18 protein-coding genes are annotated in these 22,972 nt (G+C 67.2%); 15 read left to right on the top strand and 3 right to left on the bottom strand.

Annotated elements, in window-relative coordinates:
* Positions 1-27: 27 nt before the first annotated feature.
* Positions 28-2,616 (bottom strand): valine--tRNA ligase, encoded by a 2,589-nt coding sequence (gene valS, locus ACR4XW_RS14455; protein ID WP_434761274.1) that lies wholly within the window; start codon positions 2,614-2,616, stop codon positions 28-30.
* Between the two features lie 55 nt (positions 2,617-2,671).
* Between valS and ACR4XW_RS14450 the strand changes: the two genes are divergently transcribed.
* The 10 genes from ACR4XW_RS14450 (at position 2,672) to ACR4XW_RS14405 (ending at position 13,335) form a co-directional block, all read left to right on the top strand.
* Complete coding sequence (locus tag ACR4XW_RS14450; RefSeq protein WP_434761411.1) at positions 2,672-4,150, top strand: bifunctional folylpolyglutamate synthase/dihydrofolate synthase; 1,479 nt, start codon at positions 2,672-2,674, stop codon at positions 4,148-4,150.
* On the top strand, positions 4,147-4,542 hold the full coding sequence (locus ACR4XW_RS14445) for a DUF4233 domain-containing protein (protein ID WP_434761273.1): 396 nt from the start codon (positions 4,147-4,149) through the stop codon (positions 4,540-4,542). Before ACR4XW_RS14450 ends, ACR4XW_RS14445 begins: the two co-directional genes overlap by 4 nt.
* Positions 4,543-4,552: 10 nt before the next feature.
* A complete protein-coding gene (gene ndk / locus ACR4XW_RS14440) occupies positions 4,553-4,972 on the top strand; it encodes a nucleoside-diphosphate kinase (protein WP_434761272.1) in 420 nt (139 codons plus the stop codon).
* Between the two features lie 22 nt (positions 4,973-4,994).
* Positions 4,995-7,961: a Na+/H+ antiporter subunit A gene (locus ACR4XW_RS14435; protein ID WP_434761271.1), complete on the top strand. Its 2,967-nt coding sequence runs from the start codon at positions 4,995-4,997 to the stop codon at positions 7,959-7,961.
* Positions 7,961-8,410: a Na(+)/H(+) antiporter subunit C gene (locus ACR4XW_RS14430; protein ID WP_434761270.1), complete on the top strand. Its 450-nt coding sequence runs from the start codon at positions 7,961-7,963 to the stop codon at positions 8,408-8,410. The genes ACR4XW_RS14435 and ACR4XW_RS14430 overlap by 1 nt, the downstream gene beginning before the upstream one ends.
* On the top strand, positions 8,407-9,936 hold the full coding sequence (locus ACR4XW_RS14425) for a Na+/H+ antiporter subunit D (protein WP_434761269.1): 1,530 nt from the start codon (positions 8,407-8,409) through the stop codon (positions 9,934-9,936). The genes ACR4XW_RS14430 and ACR4XW_RS14425 overlap by 4 nt, the downstream gene beginning before the upstream one ends.
* Positions 9,933-10,499, top strand: coding sequence for a Na+/H+ antiporter subunit E (locus tag ACR4XW_RS14420; RefSeq protein ID WP_434761268.1), 567 nt, complete (start codon positions 9,933-9,935; stop codon positions 10,497-10,499). The genes ACR4XW_RS14425 and ACR4XW_RS14420 overlap by 4 nt, the downstream gene beginning before the upstream one ends.
* Positions 10,496-10,831, top strand: coding sequence for an MrpF/PhaF family protein (locus ACR4XW_RS14415; protein ID WP_434761267.1), 336 nt, complete (start codon positions 10,496-10,498; stop codon positions 10,829-10,831). Before ACR4XW_RS14420 ends, ACR4XW_RS14415 begins: the two co-directional genes overlap by 4 nt.
* Positions 10,828-11,301, top strand: a complete 474-nt coding sequence (mnhG, locus tag ACR4XW_RS14410) for a monovalent cation/H(+) antiporter subunit G (protein ID WP_434761266.1) — start codon at positions 10,828-10,830, stop codon at positions 11,299-11,301. The genes ACR4XW_RS14415 and mnhG overlap by 4 nt, the downstream gene beginning before the upstream one ends.
* An 87-nt stretch (positions 11,302-11,388) precedes the next feature.
* On the top strand, positions 11,389-13,335 hold the full coding sequence (locus tag ACR4XW_RS14405; RefSeq protein WP_434761265.1) for a TIGR03960 family B12-binding radical SAM protein: 1,947 nt from the start codon (positions 11,389-11,391) through the stop codon (positions 13,333-13,335).
* A gap of 1 nt (position 13,336) precedes the next feature.
* Here the strand turns inward: ACR4XW_RS14405 and ACR4XW_RS14400 are convergent, their stop codons facing one another.
* A complete protein-coding gene (locus tag ACR4XW_RS14400; protein WP_434761264.1) occupies positions 13,337-14,533 on the bottom strand; it encodes a cytochrome P450 in 1,197 nt (398 codons plus the stop codon).
* A 119-nt stretch (positions 14,534-14,652) separates the two neighbouring features.
* Between ACR4XW_RS14400 and ACR4XW_RS14395 the strand changes: the two genes are divergently transcribed.
* The 5 genes from ACR4XW_RS14395 to ACR4XW_RS14375 all read left to right on the top strand — a co-directional run bounded on the left by ACR4XW_RS14395 (position 14,653) and on the right by ACR4XW_RS14375 (position 21,549).
* Positions 14,653-15,420, top strand: coding sequence for a 3'(2'),5'-bisphosphate nucleotidase CysQ (locus tag ACR4XW_RS14395; protein WP_434761263.1), 768 nt, complete (start codon positions 14,653-14,655; stop codon positions 15,418-15,420).
* Positions 15,417-16,337, top strand: coding sequence for a sulfate adenylyltransferase subunit CysD (cysD, locus tag ACR4XW_RS14390; protein ID WP_434761262.1), 921 nt, complete (start codon positions 15,417-15,419; stop codon positions 16,335-16,337). The genes ACR4XW_RS14395 and cysD overlap by 4 nt, the downstream gene beginning before the upstream one ends.
* Positions 16,337-18,238, top strand: a complete 1,902-nt coding sequence (cysN, locus tag ACR4XW_RS14385) for a sulfate adenylyltransferase subunit CysN (RefSeq protein ID WP_434761261.1) — start codon at positions 16,337-16,339, stop codon at positions 18,236-18,238. The genes cysD and cysN overlap by 1 nt, the downstream gene beginning before the upstream one ends.
* Before the next feature lie 177 nt (positions 18,239-18,415).
* Entirely contained in the window at positions 18,416-20,197 is a 1,782-nt protein-coding gene (locus ACR4XW_RS14380) for an SLC13 family permease (protein WP_434761260.1), read from the top strand.
* Between the two features lie 86 nt (positions 20,198-20,283).
* Entirely contained in the window at positions 20,284-21,549 is a 1,266-nt protein-coding gene (locus tag ACR4XW_RS14375; RefSeq protein WP_434761259.1) for a sulfotransferase family protein, read from the top strand.
* A gap of 54 nt (positions 21,550-21,603) precedes the next feature.
* On the opposite strand, the gene ACR4XW_RS14370 is transcribed toward ACR4XW_RS14375, so the two are convergent.
* A complete protein-coding gene (locus ACR4XW_RS14370; RefSeq protein ID WP_434761258.1) occupies positions 21,604-22,785 on the bottom strand; it encodes a flavin reductase family protein in 1,182 nt (393 codons plus the stop codon).
* Positions 22,786-22,972 lie beyond the last annotated feature (187 nt).

Below are 22,972 nucleotides of genomic sequence, written 5' to 3'. Positions count from 1 at the left end.
CCGAACCGGGGAACCGCCGCCGAGAACTCAGTTCGTCGCCGGTGGGGCCAACTCCACGTTCACCTCGAGGTCGCCGTCGGCCTCGGTCCACACGACCTCACCGGTCACCCGGCCCACGGCCCGCAGATCGGCCTCGACCAGGCGAAGCTGCTCCAACTCCGCGGCCGCGCCACGGAACTCCGCCCGCAGCACCTCGGTCTTCATCGACACCTTCGCCGACGACTTCGCACCACGAATCGCGATCAGCGCCTCGGAGACCAGATCGAGCAACTCGGGATTGTCCCCGACCTCGATCTCGTCCACGGTCGGCCAGGCGGCCAGGTGCACCGAGCCGTCCTGCCACCACGACCACACCTCTTCGGTGACGAAGGGCATGATCGGGGCGAACAGTCGCAACTGCACCGACAGGGCCGTGGTCAACGCGGCCACCGCCGAGGCGGCACCGGCCTCACCCGCCGCCCCGTACGCCCGTTCCTTCACCAGTTCGAGGTAGTCGTCGCAGAAAGTCCAGAAGAACTTCTCGGCCGCTTCCAGGGCCGACGAGTAGTCGAAGGCGTCGAAGGCCGCGGTGCATTCGGTGATCACCTCGCGCAACTGCGCAAGCATCGCCAGGTCGGCGGCCTCGGTGACATCACCCAGCGACCCGCCCGCGCCGTAGCTCAGCACGAACTTCGAGGCGTTCAGCACCTTGGTGGCGAGCCGGCGTCCGACCTTCATCTGGGTCTCGTCAAAGGGCGAATCGGTTCCCGGACGGGCCATCGCGGCCCGCCAGCGCACCGCATCGGCACCGAACTTGTCGAGGATCTCGGTGGGCACCACCACATTCCCCTTCGACTTCGACATCTTCTTGCGGTCGGGGTCGACCACGAAGCCCGAAATCGTCGCCCGCTGCCACGGCAGGGTGTCGAACTCGAAGTGTGAGCGCACCACCCGCGAGAACAACCAGGTGCGGATGATGTCGTGCGCCTGCGGGGCGATGTCCATCGGGAAGGTCAGTGCGAACAGTTCCTCATCGCGCTCCCACCCGGTCGGAATCAGCGGCGACAGCGACGAGGTCGCCCAGGTGTCCAACACATCGGGGTCGCCGATGAACCCCCCGGCTTGACCACGTTGCGATTCGGTGTAGCCCGGCGGGCAATCGGTGGACGGGTCGACCGGCAGGGCGTCCTCGCTGGCGATGATCGGCTCGCCGTAGTTCGGCTCCCCGTCGGCGTCCAGCGGGTACCACACCGGGAAAGGCACCCCGAAGAACCGCTGCCGCGAGATCAGCCAGTCACCGTTGAGACCCTGCACCCAGTTGGCGTAGCGGTGCCGCATGTGCTCGGGCACCCAGGCCAGTTGTTCACCTCGGGCCAACAGGGCCTGCTTGAGGTCGTCATCGCGGCCGCCGTTGGTGATGTACCACTGGCGGGTCGACACGATTTCCAGCGGCTTGTCACCGCGCTCGTAGAAGTTCGCCTTGCGCTGGGTCGGCTCGGGCTCACCGTCCAGATCGCCGGAATCGCGCAACAGGCCGACCATCGCCTCCCGGGCCGAGAAGGTCGTCTTGCCGGCCAACTCGCCATAGGGCTCCGGGTTGGTCAACCAGTCGGGGGTCTCGCGCAGAATCCGGCCGTCGCGACCGATGATCGTACGGGTCGGCAACTGCAGTTCGCGCCACCAGATCACGTCGGTCAGGTCACCGAAGGTGCAGCACATCGCGATGCCGGCGCCCTTGTCCATCTCGGCGGCCTGATGGGCCAACACCGGAATCTCCACCCCGAACACCGGGGTGGTCACCGTGGTGCCGAACAGGTGCTGGTAGCGCTCGTCGTCGGGGTGGGCGATCAGCGCGGCACAGGCGGCCAGCAATTCCGGGCGGGTGGTCTCGATGTACACCGGTTCGCCGTCCGGCTTGTGGAAGGCGACCCGGTGGTAGTGGCCGGGGTAGTCGCGGGCTTCCATCTCGGCCTGGGCGACCGCGGTCTGGTAGGTGACGTCCCACATCGTGGGGGCCTCCGACAGGTAGGCCTCACCGCGGGCGGCATTGCGGACGAAGGCCAGTTGGCTCACCCGCTGGGTGTCGGTGCTGATCGTGGTGTACAGGTGCTCCCAGTCGACCGACAGCCCGACCCGCTGCCACATCTCCTCGAACACCCGCTCATCGGTCAGGGTCAACTCATGGCACAACTCGACGAAGTTGCGCCGCGAGATCGGCACCGGACGCTTCGGGTCGGGCTTGGCCGGCGGGGTGAAATCCGGGTCGTAGGGCACCGACGGCTCACAGCGCACCCCGTAGTAGTTCTGCACCCGACGTTCGGTCGGCAGGCCGTTGTCGTCCCAGCCCAGGGGGTAGAAAACCTGCTTGCCACGCATCCGCTGGTAGCGGGCGATGCAGTCGGTGTGGGTGTAGCTGAACACGTGCCCCACGTGCAGCGAACCCGACACCGTCGGCGGGGGAGTGTCGATGCTGAACACCTCGTCGCGTGAGGTGGGACGTTGGAAGGCGAAGGTCTTCTCCGCCACCCATTTCGGGCCCCATTTGTCCTCCAAGCCGTCCACGACCGGCCGATCCGGTACCCGAACCTCGCGGTTGGTCGTCGGAACGGAGGTCGCTGATGTCTGCTCGGCACTCATGAGCACAGATCATAGTGGCGCCGAGCGCGTACACTCTGCGGCGATGTCCAGCGAAATTGAACAGCACGCCCGCCTGGTCGCCGAGTTGACCGGGCGCTGGCCGGAAAACCGGGTCGCCCCCAGCCTGACACGCATCTCGGCGTTGTGCGGCCTGCTCGGCGACCCGCAGCACGCCACCCCGGTGATTCACCTGACCGGCACCAACGGCAAGGGATCGACCGGGGCCATCATCGACGCCCTGCTGCGATCGGTCGGGCTGCGCACCGGCCGGTTCAGCAGCCCGCACCTGAGCGATCTGACCGAGCGGATCAGCATCGACGGCCAACCGATCGGCAAACAGGACTTCGCCGACCTGTGGGAACAGGTCGCCCCGATGGTGCAGATGGTGGACGAGCAACGCCTCGACGGCGTGCCGATGACCTTCTTCGAGGTGATGACCGGGCTCGCCTTCGCCGCCTTCGCCGACGCCCCGGTCGACGTGGCGATCGTCGAGGTCGGCCTGGGTGGCCGCTGGGACGCCACCAATGTGGCCGACGCCCAGGTGGCGGTGCTCACCCCGATCTCGCTGGACCACACCCACCTGCTCGGCGACGACGTGGTCGCGATCGCCGAGGAGAAGGCCGGCATCATCAAGGAAGGTGCCTGCGCGGTGCTCGCCGGGCAGGAACCCGAGGTGGCCAAAGCCCTGCTGCGCCGCTGCGCCGAAGTCGGCGCGAAGGTGATCACCGAGGGGGTTGACTTCGCCGTCCTCGACCGCACCCTGGCGGTGGGCGGACAGGTGATCCGGATCGACGCCCACGACGGGCCGGTCGGTGAACTGCACCTACCCCTGCACGGCGCCCATCAGGCCCACAACGCCGCCCTGGCGGTGGCGGCGGTGGAGGCCTTCCTGGGCGAGACCGGGCTCGACCCGCAGGTGATCCAGGATGGCTTGGACGAGGTTCGTTCCCCGGGCCGGCTCGAACTGGTGCGCCGCTCGCCGTCGATCGTGCTGGACGCCGCCCACAACCCGCACGGTGCCCGGGCCGCCGCCGAAGCCCTCACCGAAGCCTTCAGCCCCGACCCGCTGGTGCTGGTCTTCGCGGTAATGCGTGACAAGGACGCCGACGAGATGCTGCGGGTCTGGGACGAGGTGGCCACCGAAGTGGTGATCACCCGGGTCGCCGGCACCGACCGGGCGATGCCGGTGGACGACCTTGCCGAACAGGCCGAGGGCATCTTCGGCGCCACCCGGGTGCACCGGGCCGAACGCCTCGACGATGCGATCGAACTGGCCACCGCCCGCGCCGAGGCCCTCGCCGGTTCGGGTGGTCAACCCGGGGTGCTGGTTACCGGTTCGGTGATCGCGGTCGGACAGGCCCGCACCCTGCTGGTCGGCGACGAACCGACACCGGCCGAGCCGGTCGAGCTCGAGGTCGGCGCCCCGCACGACCCCGATGCGGCCTTCGACGAAGCGTTGCGCCGGGCCTTCGAGGAGCAACTTTCCGACGATCACGTCAACGGCCATGGTTTCGGCGAGGGGATGGACCGATGAACGGGCTGGGCGCCAAGGTGTCCCTGATCACCGGCAATCCGATGACCAAGGTGCTGGTCGCCATTCTGGCCTTCGAGGCGATCGTGGTCGGGCTTGCCGTCGCGGTGATGGTGCAGGTGTCCGACGTGTCCCCGGTGCTGGCCGGAATCTCGGCCGGGGTGGTGGCGCTGTTGGCGATCATCGGTGCCGGAACGCTGCGTCGGGGCGCCCCCGGGTACCTGGTCGGCTGGTTGACCCAGATCGCCCTGGTGGCCACCGGTTTTCTCACCCCGGCGATGTGGGTGATGGCGGTCGTTTTCGGGGGCCTGTGGCTGACCTGCTTCATTCTGGGCAAACGCCTCGAATCCGAAGCGATCATGAGCAGTGACGAAAGCGGCGACGAGGACGGCTAAGGTACGTGCCATGAGCACCACCGAGAAGACCCTGATCCTGTTGAAGCCCGACGCGGTACGCCGCGGCCTGATCGGTGAGATTCTCGCCCGCTATGAGTACAAGGGCCTGACGGTGGAGGCCATGCGGATGGTGCAGTGCACCACCGAGATGGCCGACGCGCATTATGCCGAGCACGTCGAGAAGGACTTCTACCCGCCGCTGCGCGATTTCATCTGCTCCGGGCCCCTGGTGGCCGCGGTGCTCAGCGGTGAGTCGGTGATCGAGATCGTGCGCACCATCAACGGTGCGACCGACGGCGTCCAGGCCGCGCCCGGCACCATCCGGGGGGACCTGTCCGCCTCCAAGCGGGAGAATCTCGTGCACGGCTCGGATTCGGCCGAATCCGCCGAGCGCGAGATCGGTATCTGGTTCCCCGAGCTGAACACCTGATCCGCGCCGAGGAAGCACGCTCGTGATTTGGCTGCTGGCAGCGTTCTTCGTCCTGGCGACCCTGTCGCCCTTGGTGATGCGGATCGTGGGCCAGCGAGGATTCTTCTTCTTCGCACTGATCCCGCTGGCCGCCGCGATCTGGTTGATCGTCCACGGGCCCGCCGTGTTGGCCGGTGGGGTGATCGTCGAAGGGTTCGAATGGATTCCCACCCTCGGGGTCGGATTCACCTTCCGGATCGGCCTGTTGCAGTGGGTGCTCGGCCTGGTCGTCACCGTGATCGGTGCGATCGTGCTGTTCTACTGCCGCAGCTACTTCGCCCATGACCCACCCCAGGCCCGGGTCGCCGGCCTGTTGGTCGGTTTCGCCGGCGCCATGCTCGGCCTGGTCACCAGCGACGACCTGATCGCGCTGTACATCTTCTGGGAACTCACCACCGTCTTCAGCTACCTGCTGGTCGGCCACAACCCGTTGCGGGCGGCCAACCGCGGCGCCGCGATGACGGCCCTGATCGTCACCACCTTCGGTGGCCTGGCGATGCTGGTCGGCATCCTGATCCTGGCCGACAAGGCCGGGAGTTTCAGCCTGGCGACCGTTCTCGAGGCCGGGCTGGACGGCCCCCTGGTCACCGTCGCGGTGGCCCTGCTGCTGCTCGGGGCGATCACCAAATCGGCCCAGATCCCGTTCCACTTCTGGTTGCCCGGAGCGATGGCCGCACCCACCCCGGTGTCGGCCTACCTGCACGCCGCGGCGATGGTCAAAGCCGGCATCTACCTGATCGCGGTGCTGGCCCCGGTCGCCGCCGGCAACCCGGTCTGGCGACCCACGGTGCTGCTGCTCGGAGCGGTGACGATGATCATCGGCGGCTGGCAGGCCCTGCGCCAGAACGACATCAAACTGCTGCTCGCCTTCGGCACGGTCAGCCAACTCGGCTTCCTCACCGTCCTCAACGGCCTCGGCACCGCCTCGGCGGCACTGGCCGGGCTGGCGCTGCTGGTGTCCCACGCCCTGTTCAAATCGGCCCTCTTCCTGGTCGTCGGCGTGGTCGACCACAGCACCGGCACCCGCGACCTGAACGAACTCAGCGGCGTGGGTCGCAAGATTCCGGTGATTGCCGTCGCCGCCATCCTGGCCGGCGCCTCGATGGCCGGATTCCCACCGCTGCTCGGTTTCATCGCCAAGGAATCGGCCTTCGAATCGGTGCTGTACCTGATCACCGAACAGGGCGACGGCACCAGCATCCTGCCCGGCCCCGCGGTGCTGCTGATGGTGGCCCTGGTGCTCGGCTCGGTACTGACCGTCGCCTACACGCTGCGATTCCTGTGGGGTGCCTTCGCCGACAAGTCCCGGGTCTCGGGACGCACCGAGGTCGCCCGGGTCGGCCCGGTGTTCGGCTCCTCGCCGGTCGTTTTGGCCCTGGCCGGTCTGGTGCTCGGCTTCTTCGGCCCGCACCTGACCCGCGCCTTCAGTGGCTTCGTCGACCTGTTCAGCGTCGGACACCATCCGCACGGGTTGGCGCTGTGGCACGGCGGCTTCACCGTGCCGCTGCTGCTGTCACTGCTGTGCTGGATCCTCGGCGCGATGATGTTCCGCTGGCGGCTCGCCTTCGCCCGCCTGCAGGAGACCTTCCCGGAGATCCTGACCGCGCAGGAGGCCTACGGGCACGTGATGCGCGGCCTGGACCGGGCCTCGGTCGAGGTGACCGCGCGCGCCCAGCGGGGCTCCCTGCCGATCTACCTCGGCACCATCATGGTGGTGCTGGTGCTGTTCACCGGCGGGGTGGTGCTGACCAGCCCGGCCCTGCCCGACAAGGTCGTGTGGTGGGACAACATCGCCCAGGCCATGGTCGGGCTGGTGATCGTGATCGCCGCCTTCCTGGCCGCCAGTTCCCGCGGACGACTCAAGGCGGTGATCCTGGTCGGGGTCACCGGCTTCGGGGTCTCGGTGTTGTTCCTGCTGCACGGCGCCCCCGACCTGGCACTCACCCAGGCCCTGGTCGAAACCGTCTCGATCGTGGTCTTCGTGCTGGTGGTGCGCAAACTGCCCAAGTACTTCACCGACCGTCCGCTGCATTCCTCCCGCTGGTGGCGCTGGGCCCTGTCGGTGCTGGTCGGGGCGACCGTCGCCGGTGCCACCATGTTGGCCGCCTCCGCCCGACGGGCCGTGCCCCCGTCCGACAGTCTGACCGAATCGGCCTACCGCTTCGGCTACGGACGCAACATCGTCAACGTGGTGCTGGTCGACACCCGAGCCTGGGACACCCTCGGCGAGATCAGCGTGCTGCTGGCCGCCGCCACCGGGGTGGCCTCACTGATCTTCATCCGGGCCCGGTTCTCCCGGCAGACCCGGGTGCGCCGGCTCACCGCCCCCGATGAGGGCCAGGCCTGGCTGCGCGGCGGGGTCACCCTGTCACCCCAGCAACGCACCGTGGTACTGGAGGTGATGACCCGGTTGATGTTCCCGGTGATGATGATCGTCGCGGTCTACCTGCTGCTGGCCGGACACAACCATCCCGGCGGCGGTTTCGCCGGTGGCCTGATCGCCGGCATGGGCATCATGATCCGCTACCTGGCCGGCGGACGACACGAACTGGAGGAGGCCGCCCCGGTCGATGCCGGCCGGGTGCTCGGTGGCGGCATGATCCTGGCCACCCTGTCGGCGGTGTGGCCGGTCGCGATCGGCGGACGCATCCTGCAGAGCTATGAGGTCAACATCCACATCCCCTACCTGTCCCAGGTACCCACCCCGTGGGGGCCGGTCGACCTGATGGGTGATATCCACCTGGTCACCTCGATGTTCTTCGACATCGGCGTCTTCCTGATCGTGCTCGGGCTGATGCTCGACATCGCCCGCTCGCTGGGCTCGGGCATCGACGTGCACGAGGAGGAGGACCGGGCACCCTCCCCCCGCTCCGGTGCCCGCGGCAGCCGCAGCGGACGGCCCACCGTCACCCGGTTGCGCCGGCCCCGAACGTTCTCGGAGGCGCCCTGATGGTTGTGAACTTCACCCTCGTCGTGGTGGCCTCGGTGCTGATCGCCACCGGCGCCTACCTGCTGCTGGAACGCTCCCTGACCCGAATCCTGGTCGGCGTGCTGCTGATGTCGAACGGGGTCAACGTGCTGTACCTGGTCGCCGCCGGCCCGGCCGGACGAGCCCCGTTGATCGGTCTGTTCGAGCCCGACGAGATGTCCGACTCGCTGCCGATGGCGATGGTGCTGACCGCGATCGTGATCACCCTGGCGTCCACCGCCTTCATGCTGACCATGGCCTACCGCAGCTTCCAGTTGCACGGCCACGACGAGGTACAGGACGACGTCGAGGACGCCCAGATCCGTCGCCTGGCCGAGGCCGACGAGGCCTCCGAGTCCTTCGACGAATCCGGTGACGGAACCCCCGACGAAGTACCCGGCAAGGACCCGGCCGAGGAGGTGGGCGCATGATCAACAACCTGATTCCGCTGCCGGTACTGCTGCCGCTGCTCGGCGCCGGCCTGACCCTGGCAATGGGCCGCCGCGCCCGGGCCCAGCGGTTCGTGTCGACCGGCATCCTCGGCCTCACCGTGCTGATCGCCGCCGTGCTCGCCTGGCACACCGACCAATACGGTGCCCAGAAGATCTGGCTCGGCTCCTGGCCCGAGCCGGTCGGCATCGTGATGGTCGCCGACCGGCTCAGCTCCCTGATGCTGCTGGTCTCCACCGTGGTGGCCCTGATCGTGCTGCTGTTCTCGATGGGTCAGGACCAGGACGAACGCCGCCGCGAAACACCGCTGTCGATCTACCACCCGACCTTCCTGATCCTCTCGGCCGGGGTGTCGAACGCCTTCCTCACCGGCGACCTGTTCAACCTCTTCGTCGGCTTCGAGATGTTGCTGTTCGCCTCCTACGTGCTGCTCACCCTCGGCGGCACCTCCGACCGGGTGCGGGCCGGCACCACCTACCTGGTGGTGAACCTGCTGTCGTCGCTGCTGTTCCTGGTCACGATCGCGGTCACCTATGCCGCCACCGGCACGGTCAACATCGCCCTGCTGGCGGTGCGGGTCGCCGAACTGCCCGGCACCGTGCAGACCATCATCCAACTGCTGCTGCTGACCGTGTTCGGCATCAAGGCCGCGGTCTTTCCGCTGTCGGCCTGGCTGCCCGACTCCTACCCGACCGCCCCGGCACCGGTCACCGCGGTGTTCGCCGGCCTGCTGACCAAGGTCGGGGTGTACGCGATCATCCGCACCCAGACCGTGATCTTCCCCGACCGCTCGCTGAGCGAACCGCTGATGGTGCTGTCGCTGCTGACCATGCTGGTCGGCATCCTGGGTGCGGTCGCCCAGTCGGAGATCAAACGAATGCTGTCGTTCACCCTGGTCAGCCACATCGGCTACATGCTCTTCGGGGTGTCCCTGGCCACCGAGGCCGGGCTGGCCGGTGCGATCTTCTACACCGCCCACCACATCACCATCCAGACCACGCTCTTCCTGGTCACCGGTCTGATCGAACGACGCGGCGGCTCGACCTCGCTGAACGAATTGGGCGGGCTGGCGGCGATGTCACCGATCCTGGGCGTGCTGTTCTTCGTCCCGGCGATGAACCTGGCCGGCATCCCACCGTTCTCGGGTTTCATCGGCAAACTCGGGCTGCTGCGCGCCGGTGTCGAAACCGGCACCCTGCTCGCCTATGCCCTGGTGGCCGCCTCCATGCTGACCAGCCTGCTGACCCTGTTCGCGGTCGCCAAGGTGTGGAACCGAGCCTTCTGGCGAGGGGTGCCCGACCAGGTCGCCGGACGTCCCGGCGCCTCGGCGCGGGCCCGGGGCCGACGGATGCCCCGGGGCATGGTGGTCACCGCCGCCGCCCTGGTCGGGATCGGCATCGCCCTGTCGGTCGTCGCCGGCCCGCTGTACGGGTTCACCACCCGCGCCGCATCCGACACCTACGCCGGCCATTACGTGCAGGCCATCCTTCCGGAGGGCATCAGATGAGTCCCGATCGAGTCCGGCAGAGCCGGTTGTCATGGTTGAACGCCGGCGTCGCCCTGCTGGTGTGGATGTTGTTGTGGGGCACCTTCAACATCCCGCTGGCGATCCTCGGGCTGGTCGTCGCCGTGCTGGTCGCGGTCACCTTCCCGATGACCCCGATCAACTTCCGCGGCACCTTCCGTCCGCACTGGTGGTTCCTGATGTTCCTGCGCTTCCTGTGGGACCTGGTCGTCGCTTCGATCGCGGTGCTGATGCTGGTCTTCCGGCCGAGGATGGACTTCAAGAACGCCGTGATCCGGGTGCCGATGCGGGTGCAGTCCGACCTGATCCAGACCCAGACCGCCGAACTGGTCTGCCTGGTACCCGGTTCGATCGTGCTCGAGGCCACCCGTGCCACCCCGGTGCTGTACGTGCACAACCTGGACGTGCCCAACGATCCCGAAGCCCTCGACGAGGTTCGCGAGCGGGTGCGCGACGCCGAGGCGCGGGTGCTGCACTTCCTGGGCTCGAAGGAGCACTACCAGAAGGTGCGCGCCGAACGCCGGGGTGAGGAGGTGACCTGGTGAGCGCCATCCAGATCGCCACCGTCGTGTTCATCGTGCTGGCCGGCCTGGTGCTGTTGACCGCAGCCCTGCTGACGCTGATCCGACTCAGCCGCGGCCCGTCCAACCTCGACCGGATCATCGCCAGCGATGTGATGGTGGGCGTGGTGATCGCCGGCCTGGCGATCGAGGCCGCGGTGCACAAACACTCGACCACCTACCCGGTGATGGTGGTGCTGTCGCTGGTCGGCTTCGCCGGGGCGGTGGGCATGGCCCGCTTCGTCGGTGACCGCGACAGGGACCCGGCCACCCGTCACCCGTCGCCCAAGATCGAGGAACGGGGGGAGCAGGGATGACCGGAGAGATCCTCGACCTGATCGGCGCCATCTTCCTCTTCCTCGGCTCGGTGTTGTCGTTGGGCGCCGCGGTCGGGTTGCTGCGATTCCCCGACGTGGTCACCCGGATGCACGCCGGTGCCAAACCACAAACCCTCGGGCTGCTGTTCCTGGTGGTCGGTGCGACCCTCTCGATTCGGGAAGTGCCCGCGGTCACCATGGGCATCCTGATCATCGCCTTCCAGTTCCTGACCGTCCCGGTCTCGACCCACATGGTCGCCCGCACCGCCTACCGGGCCGGCCTGGTGGCCAAGGATTCCCTGGTGATCGACGAGTTGGCCGATCAGGTGCAGCAGACGCAGCGACCGGTGCCACGTCCGGCCGGGCCCAAACCCAAGGCCAAGCCCGATCCGACCGCACGTCAGGTGGACCCGGCCGACGAGAACGGCGATGGGGGCCGCACGGGTGAGGTCACCGGACGCTCCGAGTAGCCGCCGACGGTGCCGCAGCGGTCCCCAACAGGGGCCCCCACGCAGAGGTGTGGTGAGCCTTCCCTCAGCAGGTACTCTTGATGCCCTATGACTACAGCAGAGCCGGAGACGCTGTTCCCCCGCCTGGAGCCCTTGCTCGGACGGGTGGGCAAACCGATCCAGTACGTCGGCGGTGAGGTCAACTCGGTGCAGACCGAGTGGGCCGATGCCGACGTGCGCTGGTGCCTGATGTACCCCGACGCCTACGAGGTCGGTCAGCCCAATCAGGGCGTGGCGATTCTGTACGAGGTGCTCAACGAGGCCGACCGGGTGCTGGCCGAACGCACCTACTCGGTATGGCCCGACCTGGCCGCCCTGATGCGCGAACACGGCATTCCGCAGTTCACCCTGGACACCCACCGTCCCGTGCGGGCCTTCGACGTGCTCGGGGTCAGCTTCGCCACCGAACTGGGCTACACCAACCTGCTCGAAGCCCTCGACCTGGCGGGTATCGCGCTGCACGCCGCCGACCGTGGTGACGACGAACCGATCGTGTTGGCCGGCGGGCATGCCAGCTTCAACCCCGAACCGATCGCCGACTTCATCGATGCCGCAGTGCTCGGCGACGGCGAAGAGATCGCGCTCGCGATCAGTGACCTGATCGCCGAATGGAAGAGTGAGGGCAGCCCCGGCGGACGCGACGAACTGCTCTCGCGACTGGCCGCCACCGGCGGGGTCTACGTACCCCGCTTCTACGATGTCGACTACCTGCCCGACGGACGCATCCAGCGGGTCGCGCCGAACCGTCCCGGGGTGCCGTTCACGGTGCGCAAACACACCCTGATGGACCTCGACCAGTGGCCCTACCCGAAGAAGCCGTTGGTGCCCCTGGCCGAGACCGTGCACGAGCGCTACTCGGTGGAGATCTTCCGCGGCTGCACCCGGGGCTGCCGGTTCTGCCAGGCCGGCATGATCACCCGTCCGGTGCGGGAACGCAGTATCGAGACGATCGGGCAGATGGTGGCCGACGGGCTGGGTGCCACCGGCCTGGAAGAGGTCGGCCTGTTGTCCCTGTCGAGCGCCGACCACTCCGAGATCGGCGAGGTCACCACCCAACTGGCCGACCGCTACGAGGACAGCAATGTGTCGCTGTCGCTGCCCAGTACCCGGGTGGACGCCTTCAACATCGACCTGGCCAACGAACTGTCCCGTAACGGACGGCGTTCCGGGTTGACCTTCGCCCCCGAGGGCGGCTCGGAGCGGATGCGCCGGGTGATCAACAAGATGGTCGACGAGGAGGACCTGATCCGCACCGTCGCCACCGCCTACGGCAACGGCTGGCGGCAGGTGAAGCTGTACTTCATGTGCGGGCTGCCCACCGAAACCGACGAGGACGTGTTGGCGATCGCCGACCTGGCCGCCCGGGTGATCGAAACCGGACGCGAGGTGTCGGGCCGCAAGGACATTCGGTGCACCGTGTCGATCGGTGGTTTCGTGCCCAAACCGCACACCCCCTTCCAGTGGGCCGCCCAACTCGACGCCGAAACCACCCACGAACGGTTGATCAAGCTGCGCGACGCGATCCGCGCCGACAAGCGGTACGGCCGGGCGATCGGGCTGCGCTACCACGACGGCGAACCCGGCATCGTCGAAGGGCTGCTCTCGCGCGGCGACCGCCGACTCGGCGCCGTGATCGAAGCGGTCTGGCGTGCCGGTGGACGCTTCGACGGGTGGAGCGAACACTTCAGCTACGAACGCTGGCTGGAAGCCGCGGCCGAGAACCTCGACGGCGTGGACGTCGACTGGTACACCACCCGCGAGCGCGACTACGACGAGGTGCTGCCCTGGGACCACCTCGACGCCGGCCTGGACCGGGACTGGTTGTGGGAGGACTGGCAGGACGCCCTCGACGAGGTGAACGTCGACGACTGCCGCTGGACCCCGTGCTTCGACTGCGGGGTGTGCCAGCACCTCGACACCGAGATCCAGATCGGGCCGACCGGCCGCTCGCTGCTGCCGATCGCCCAAGTCACCGGCCCCGGTCTGACCGGCTGAATCAGCGCAGGTACACCGGCAGCTTGTCCGGCCCGCGCAATACGGTGACGAAGGAACTGCCGATCTTCGAGGGCACCGACGGGTCGAGCCGCAGATTCGGATAACGCTCGGCGAGCACCCGCAGCACCGTGGAAACCTCGGCCCGGGCCAGGTGCAGGCCCAGACAGAAGTGCGGGCCGGCGCCGAAGGTCATCGTCGCCTTGACCGGACGTTCGATGTCGAAGGTGTCGGGATCGGGGTAAACCTCGGGATCGCGACCGGCCCCCAGGAGGGCCAGCAACATCGGCGTCCCGGCCGGAATGTGGATGCCCTTCCATTCGGTGTCCTCGGGGCAGGTGCGCGGCAACAGTGAGGTCGCCGGGTACCACCGCAGGCCCTCGGCAGCCGCCTTGTCGGCCAGCCCGGCCGGGTCGGCGGCGACCTTCTCCCACTGGTCCCGGTTGGTCAGCAGCGCCCACAGGGTCGAGCCGAGATTCAGGTAGGTGGTGTCAGCACCTGCCGGGAAGAGCAGTGAGATGAAGGCGACGATCTCGTTGTCGGTGAGCCGCTCCCCGTCCACTTCTTCGGTGGCCAACTGGGACAACAGATCCTCACCGGGATCGGTTCGACGTTGATCGATGACCGGTTTGAGGTACTGGAAGAACTCCTCGGCCGCGGCCCGGGCGCCCGTCATGTTCTGCCCGTGGTCGAGCAGGGCCACGGCCCACCGGGCCAGGGTGTCGGCATCGGTCAGCGGCAGCCCGAGCATCGCCGCGATCACCTTGATCGGGTAGGGACGGGTGAGCTCGGCCACCAGATCGAACGGCCCGTCACCGCCCTTGGCCTCCATCTCGTCCAGCATCTGATGCGCCACCGGGGCCAGCATGGACTCGACCAGTTTCCGAAATTGGGCGCCCCGGAAGAACGGAGCGACCAGACTGCGCTGCACCTTGTGCTCGGCGCCGTCATAGGTCTGGATGGTGCGTCCCAGCACCGAAACGTAGCCCGGCTGGTTGTAATGCGCGCCGCCGGGAAAGCGTTCCTCGTCGCGGAAGGCGTCCGAAACGTATTCGTAGCTGCTGAGCAGCAGGGCGCGTCGGCCCTGGAGTTTGACCCAGGCCGCCGGATGCGTTTCGCGCACCTCGGCCAGCCAGGCCGGCAGGTCTGCCACGTCGTCGGTGAACAGGTCCACATCGAAGTCGAGATCGTTGCTCGTCACAAGGGTCTCCTCCCATTTGCTGAACAGTGTTCAATCAATTTTCGTGCTGGGCCGCAAAGTGATCCCGGTCACTGGGAATGCAGGCTGAACGGCGTTCAATCCTCGTATCGTGCAGGTTTATGAGCACTGACGCTGCGACCCACAACGGTCACGGGGACGACGCACGCACCGCTGCCGAACTGGCAACGGCCTCCGGTGACCTGCTGCTGAAGATCCGCGAGGATCTGCGCTCCGGAGCCGAACCCTCCGACGTGCGCAACCGGGGAGACCGGGAGAGTGACGACCTGCTGCACGAGTTGCTCGGGGAGCGTTGTCCGGGGGATTCGATCCTGTCGGAGGAAACCGCCGACAGCCCCCAGCGCCTCGAGGCCGACCGGGTCTGGATCATCGACCCCCTCGATGGCACCCGCGAGTTCGGCGAGGACGGTCGCAGCGACTGGGCGGTACATGTGGCCCTGGTGTCCGGCGGCGAGCTGGTGGCCGGCGCGGTGGCGCTGCCCGCATTGGGCATCACCTTCAGCAGTGACCGGGTCGAAACCGCTCCCCGGCCCGATGGGCCGGTGCGGGTGGTGGTCAGCCGCACCCGTCGTCCCGAACCGGTGTTGAAGCTGGCCGAGGCGATGGATGCCGAACTGGTCGAGATGGGATCGGCCGGTGCCAAGGCGATGGCGGTGGTGCGCGGTGAGGTCGACATCTACGCCCACACCGGCGGCCAGTACGAGTGGGACTCCGCTGCCCCGGTTGCGGTCGCGCAGGCCGCGGGGCTGCACGTCTCCCGGATCGACGGGTCCCCGCTGCGCTACAACCAACCCGACCCGAAGCTCCCGGACCTGTTGATCTGCCGACCCGAGTACGCGGCCCGCGCCCTGGAGGTGTTGAACTCATGACCCACGACCTGAGAACCCCCGAGCTGACCCACCTGCAGCGGCTCGAGGCCGAGAGCATTCAGATCATGCGCGAGACCGTCGCCGAGAGTGAGAACCCGGTGATGCTGTACTCGGTGGGCAAGGACTCGGCGGTGATGCTGCACCTGGCGCTGAAGGCCTTCTACCCGTCCCGGCTGCCCTTCCCGCTGCTGCATGTCGACACCACCTGGAAGTTCCAGGACATGTACAAGCTGCGCGACAAGGTGGGTGCCCGCGACGATGTCGACCTGCTGATCTACCACAACCCCGAGTGCGTCGAGCAGAACATCAACCCCTTCGACCACGGCTCGGCGGTGCACACCGACATGTGGAAGACCGAGGGTCTGCGGCAGGCCATCGACCACTACAAGTTCGATGCCGCCTTCGGCGGGGCCCGCCGCGATGAGGAGAAGTCCCGCGCCAAGGAGCGGATCTTCTCGATCCGCAGCGCCGAACACCGTTGGGACCCCAAGGCCCAGCGCCCCGAACTGTGGCACCTGTACAACGTGCGCAAGGCCCGTGGCGAAAGCCTGCGGGTCTTCCCGCTGTCGAACTGGACCGAGCTCGACATCTGGCAGTACATCCTGCTCGAGGGCATCGAGATCGTGCCGCTGTACTACTCGGCGGTGCGTCCGGTGGTCGAACGTGACGGCACGCTGATCATGGTCGACGACGAGCGGATGCGACTGCGCGAGGGCGAGGAACCGATGATGCGCTCGGTGCGCTTCCGCACCCTCGGCTGCTACCCACTGACCGGTGCGGTCGAATCCGAGGCCGCCACGCTGCCCGAGATCATCCAGGAAATGCTGTTGACCACCACCTCCGAGCGGCAGGGCCGCGTCATCGACCACGACTCGACCGCGTCGATGGAGAAGAAGAAGCAGGAGGGCTACTTCTGATGTCGCACCAATCGAATCTGATCGCCGAGGACATCGACGCCTACCTCGACGCCCATGCCCACAAGTCGATGCTGCGGTTCATCACCTGCGGCTCGGTCGACGACGGCAAGTCCACCCTGATCGGCCGGATGCTGTACGAGTCGAAGATGGTCTTCGAAGACCACCTCGCCGCGCTCGAATCCGACTCGATCAAGAGCGGCACCCAGGGTGAGGAACTCGACTTCGCCCTGTTGGTCGACGGCCTGGCCGCCGAGCGCGAACAGGGCATCACCATCGATGTCGCGTACCGCTTCTTCTCGACCGACAAGCGCAAGTTCATCGTCGCCGACACCCCGGGCCACGAGCAGTACACCCGCAATATGGTCACCGGTGCCTCCACCGCCGACCTGGCGATCATCCTGATCGACGCCCGCAAGGGGGTGCTCACCCAGACCCGCCGGCACTCCTACCTGGTGTCCCTGCTGGGTATCAAGCACGTCGTGTTGGCGATCAACAAGTTGGATCTGGTCGACTACTCCGAAGAGGTCTACCGCAGCATCGAGGCCGACTACCTCTCCTTCGCCAAGGACATCGGCCTGCTGCAGGTGGTGGCGATTCCGCTGTCGGCCCTCAACGGCGACAACCTGGTGTCCCACAGCCCGAAGACCCCCTGGTACGACGGGCCAACGCTGATGGAACACCTGGAGACCATCGAGATCGAGGATGAGGTCACCCACCATCCGATGCGGATGCCGGTGCAGTGGGTGAACCGACCGAACCTCGACTTCCGCGGCTTCTCCGGCCCGATCGTCTCCGGTGGGGTGCGCCCCGGTGATCAGGTGCGGGTGCTGCCGGCCGGGCAGCGCAGCTCGGTCAAGGAGATCGTCACCATGGACGGCAACCTCGACCAGGCGATCGCGGGACAGGCGGTGACCCTGACCCTGAACGACGAGATCGACATCAGCCGCGGCGACGTGCTGTGCGCGGCCGACTCGCCCCTGGCGGTCTCGGATCAGTTCGCGGCCCACATCGTGTGGTTCTCCGAGGACGCGATGTTGCCCGAACGCACCTACGCCTGCCGGATCGGCACCTCCACGGTGCAGGTACGGATCACCAAGCCGAAGTACAAGGTGAACGTGAACACCTTGGAGAAGCTGGCCGCCTCCACCCTCGAGGTGAACGAGATCGGCCAGTGCAACATCAGCTTCAGCCGCCGGGTGCCCTTCGCGCCGTATCAGGAGAACCGTGATCTGGGCGGCTTCCTGATCATCGACCGGATCACCAACGCCACCGTCGGTGCCGGCATGATCGACCATTCGCTGCGCCGGGCCGACAACATCCACTGGCAGGCCGTCGACGTCGACCGGGAACAGCGCGAACACCGCAATGGGCACAAGGCGGTGGCCCTGTGGTTCACCGGCCGCTCCGGCGCCGGCAAGTCCACGATCGCCAACGTGGTCGAGAAGCACCTGCACGCCCGCGGGATCCACACCTACCTGCTCGACGGCGACAACGTCCGACACGGGCTGAGCCAGGATCTCGGCTTCACCGATGCCGACCGGGTGGAGAACATCCGCCGGGTGGGGGAGGTGACCCGGTTGTTCGTCGACTCGGGTGTGGTGGTGCTGACCGCCCTCATCTCACCGTTCATCCGCGACCGCAATGCGGTGCGCGAACGGATCGGAACCGACGACTTCTGCGAGATCTACGTCGATGCACCCCAGGAAGTCGCCGCCGAACGCGACCCCAAGGGCTTGTACAAGAAGGCGGCCGAGGGTGACATGAAGTACTTCACCGGCCTCGACTCCTCCTACGAGCCCCCGCAGAATCCCGACATCTACCTGGACACCACCGAACTGTCGCCGGAGGAGGCGGCCACCAAGGTGATCACCTGGTTGCGGGACAACAAGAAGATCCGCTGACCGGAGCACCTGCTCCGGTGGGGCTGCTGCAAAACGCCTGATTGTGAGGGTCAAAACCACATAGCAGCTTTGGTGCCCGAGATCAGGCACTTTGCAGCAGCCGGCTCGGACGGACCGGGACCGGAGGGGCCGGAGGGGCCGGAGGGACGAGAAGGACGCGGCCCGAGGAGGGATGCGATGGGTCTCCTGGCACTGACCGGCACCGCGGCCGCGATCACTGCCCTGATCGTGGCGGTGGGCATGCTGGTGCTGTTCATCACCGAGACCTATCCGCCCGAGGTGGTGGCGGTCACCGGCGCCGCGGTGATGATCGTGCTGGGCATCGTGCCGGCCGACCTGGCCGCAGCTTCCTTCGCCAACCCGGCCCCGTGGACCATCGCGGGAATGTTCATCCTGGTGGGTGCCCTGGTGCGCACCGGCGGTCTGGACGCCCTGGGCCGGGTGGCAACCACCTGGGCCAAAAACCACCCCCGGCTGACGCTGGTCGGCATCGGCCTGGGCACCGCGGTGCTGTCGGCCTTCCTGAACAACACGCCACTGGTGGTGGTGTTGATGCCGGTCTACGTCCAACTCGCGCGGTCGCTGGGAGTGGCACCGTCCAAGGTGCTCATCCCGCTGTCGTATTTCGCCATCCTCGGCGGCGGCATGACGATGATCGGCACCTCCACCAACCTGATCGTGGACGGGGTCTGGGCACAAGCCGGGTTCGGTCACTTCGGCATCTTCGAGATCATGCCGCTCGGGGTGCTGATGCTGGTGGTCGGCACGGTCTACCTGGCCCTGTTCGCCAACCGGCTGCTGCCCGCCCGCGACCCGGCCGGCCCCGGAACCCATGTCGAGCGGGAGTTCCTGACCGAGTTGCTGATCGTGCGGGACTCACCTCTGATCGGCCTCACCCTGAGCGAGGTGGCCGCCTTCAAGCGTTCCGCGATCACCGTCATCGACGTGATTCGCGGCTACGACTCGCTGCGCTGGAATCTCGCCGGGGTACGGATCGAAGCCGGTGACCGGATCGTGCTGCGCAGCCCGATGGGGGAGATGCTCACCCTGCGCGACCACCGCGACCTGCGGCCGGTGGACAAGGTGGCGACCGCGGAGATGACCGTGGTGGAAGCCCTGATCACCCCCGGTTGCCGGATGGTCGAGCGCACCATGGGTTCGCTGCACCTGCGCCGCCGCTACGGGGTGTACGTGGTGGCCATGCACCGGCACAACCACGACCACCCGGCCGGAACGCTGCGTGACCTGGTGGTGCAGGTCGGCGACCTGCTGGTGCTCGCCGGCCGCCCCGCCGACATCAACCGGATGGTTGCCGAGATGGAGCTCGTCGAGGTCGACGAACCCAGCGAACGGCCCTTCCGGCGCACCCATGTGCCGATCGTGATCGCCTGCCTGCTGGCGGTGGTGACCCTCTCGGCACTGAACATCGCCCCGATCTTCGCCCTGGTGTTGCTCGCGGTCGCGATCGTGCTGATCACCCGGTGCATCGATTCACGCGAGGCCCTGGGTTTCGTGGACGGCCGGTTGCTCTTCCTGCTGGTCGGCATGCTGATCGTGGGGGAGGGGTTGCACGCCTCCGGCGCCCTGCAACTGCTGGTCGGCGGCATCGCGCCGATCCTGCAGCACGCGCCACCGTGGGTGATCGTTGCGGCGCTGTACCTGCTCGCCTCGGCGCTGACCGAACTGATCACCAACAATGCGGTCGCACTGATTCTCACCCCGCTGGCGATCGTGCTGGCCGGTCAGCTCGGGGTTGATCCGAAACCGGTGGTGATCGCGGTGATGATGGGCGCCAGCGCCAGCTTCGCCACCCCGATCGGCTACCAGACCAACACCCTCGTGTACGGCCCCGGCGGCTACAAGTTCCTCGACTTCGCCCGGATCGGCATCCCACTCCACCTCGTGCTCACCGTGGTGGTCGCGGTCGCGATCCCACTGCTGTGGCCCCTGGATGCCTGATCTCTCCCGGTGACCGGCACGTCCCGGTCGGCCGCTGAAGGCCTGATTAGGCTCCGAGAGAATTCAACCCAACATCAGGAGCCGCCATGTCCGCCCCGGATCTCGAATTCCCGCCGCTGGTCAACCGTGAACTCACCCCGTACCAGCAAGCCCTGGTCGACTACGCCGACGCGAACCCCGTGCCCTTCAGCGTCGACGCCATCAAGGGAGCCGCTCAGGCCGCGACCGGTCTGGACGACTTCGGCCCCGGCGAGGAGGGCCTGACCGAGCGGATGCAGGTCTGGGTCGATGTCGGCAACGAACCGATCCGCACCAACATGGCCCGCCTGGGCATGTTCGCCCTGATGACCAAATACCTGTCGAACCGGATGCGGGTCTTCAACTTCGTCAAACAGCACCCCGAGGTGCGCGAGATCGAGATCAAGCGCCCGTTGATGGTGGGCGGCCTGCCGCGTTCGGGAACCTCGCATCTGGTGAACCTGATCGCCGCCGATTCCCGGTTCCGCGCCGCACCGATCTGGGAACTCGACCAGCCGGTGCCCGACCCCGGTCAGGGAGCCGGCCCCGACGGCATCGACCCGCGCTACAAGAACGCCCAGGCCGCCTGGGACGAGATGGTCGCCGGCAACCACTACATGCCCGCCTGGCATCCGATGCAGCCGTACCGGATCGAGGAGGACGTCGAAACCTTCGCCCAGAACTTCACCGGCCACTATCCCGATCACCTCTACCAGCACGCCCAGCCGTGGCGGGACTACTACCTGGCCCACGACCAGACCGAGCACTACGAGTACCTGAAACTCGTGATGCAGATCATGACCTACTTCCGCCCGAAGGATCAGTGGGTCACCAAGTACCCCGCCCACATCGAGAACATCCCGGCCTTGCTGAACGTGTTCCCCGATGCGGTGCTGGTGGAGACCCACCGCGACCCGGTGGCCTCGGTGCAGTCCATCGCCACCATGCACACCTACATGGCCGCCGAATGGCAGACCGAGGTCAAGCCGGAGCTGCAACTCGACTACTGGACCAGACTCTGCGTCGAGTTGAAGGAGGCCGGGATGCGTGACCGACACCTGGTCGAACCCGATCAGATCGTCGAAGTCGGGTTCCGTCCGTTCATGGCCGATAACTGGAGCGCGATCCACACGATCTACGACAAGCTCGGCCTGGAGATCACCGATCAGGCCCGCCAGGAGATCGACCAGTTCATCGAGGACCACAAGATCGGTGAGAAGGTCAGCCGGATCAACTACGACGTGCGCCGCCACTTCGGTGTCAGCCCCGAGGAGATTCGCGAACCCTTCAGCGAATACGTCGAGAGGTTCGACGTCCCGATCGATGTGAAGTGACCCCGGGCCGGGCCCGCGCCGTTCGAGGTGCCGGGCCCGGTCTCGGTGTGTGGTTCAGCCGCAGGCGCGCAGCGTGCGCTCCATCGAGCGGGCACAACTCAGCGCCGCCTCGACCCACTCGCCCACCCGCTGCCCGGACGTTGCGGCCGGAAGCTGCGACAGGCGCAGGGTCAGCGGGGCCGCCCCCGACTCGTCGTACAACGGCACCAGAATCGCTCCCACGTCGTAGCTGCGCTCGGGGTCGATCGGCTGCGGTGTGTAGTCGATGCCCGAGGTGAGGATCCGCTCCCGGATCTCACGTTCCTGGGCCGGGGTGATCCGTCCGGTGGCGTAGAGCTGGGTCGCTTCGATCACCGCCTCGTAGGCCTCGGGATGGTCGGGTGGCAGCAATGCCATCAGGTAGCCGTGCTCGGTGCAGAAACTCAGTCGATCCCAGAAGAGTTGCTGCTGCTCGGCCGACTCGTGGGACGCCTTGGCCAACCAGGCCTCCTGCTCGGCATCCGATGCGGCACTGTGATAGGTGTCGCCGATCGGCGGCACCATGGGGATCCGTTCCCCCAGGCCACCGCCGGTACTCAGCCCTCTGCCCAGGGCGCTGGCCACCGAGGCCAACTCGTCGGGGCTGACCGCGGCCAGCAGGGATACCTCACAGCCGATCTCGCGGGCCAGGTCCTCCAGTTCACCGCGCACCCGGGCGGCGTCCTGCACCGAGGAGATGATCCCGTCCTCCATCCGGGCCACCAGGGAGGGCATCACGAAGGTGCCGTAACCACCCTGGAAGAACAGCAGCGGGGTGACCGGGTTGTGCACCGCCAGATCGACCACCCGACACTGCGCGATCCAGTGGTCCCCGGCGTCGATGGTCGAATCCAACCGGACGTCCAACCAGGCCAGTGACTCGTCGAGCACCGGGTCACCCGAAGGGGACGGCGACCAGGACAACCCCTCCAACTTGTGCTCCTTGCGCCCGGCGATGGTGCGCACGACCTGCTCCTGCTCGCCGGTGAGCACGTTGATGCACAGCGACTCGCAGCGGCGCAGTTGCTCGAAGGTGCGTGAGCCCCGGGTGGGCAGGAAGGCCACCAACGGCGGGTCGAGCGACACCGAGGTGAAGGTGCCGACCACCATGGCCAGCAACTCACCATCGGCCGCCACCCCGGTGACCACGACGACACCGGTGGGGTAGTGGCCCAGAACATGTCGGAAGTGCGTGGCACTGATCGCCTGCTGCGTCATCGCGCGACTCCTTAGCGGCGGTGGGGGATACACCCCCGACGCTAGACAGCTTGGTCGGCGGGCAACAGTCGAAGAACCTTTACTCAACGCGGATGCCGGGTACGGCGGCCTAAAGGTTATTCGTATATCGGTGCGTCGCGGCGCTGCCTAGCCTGAACACACCCGGTCATCACGCCGAGCGTGTCGG

The sequence above is a fragment of the Pseudenemella bisphenolivorans genome (assembly GCF_051133435.1).
Classification (GTDB): domain Bacteria; phylum Actinomycetota; class Actinomycetes; order Propionibacteriales; family Propionibacteriaceae; genus JAAYAO01.
Note: the sequence above shows the minus strand (reverse complement) of the source record. Positions and strands in the feature narration are given on the sequence as shown.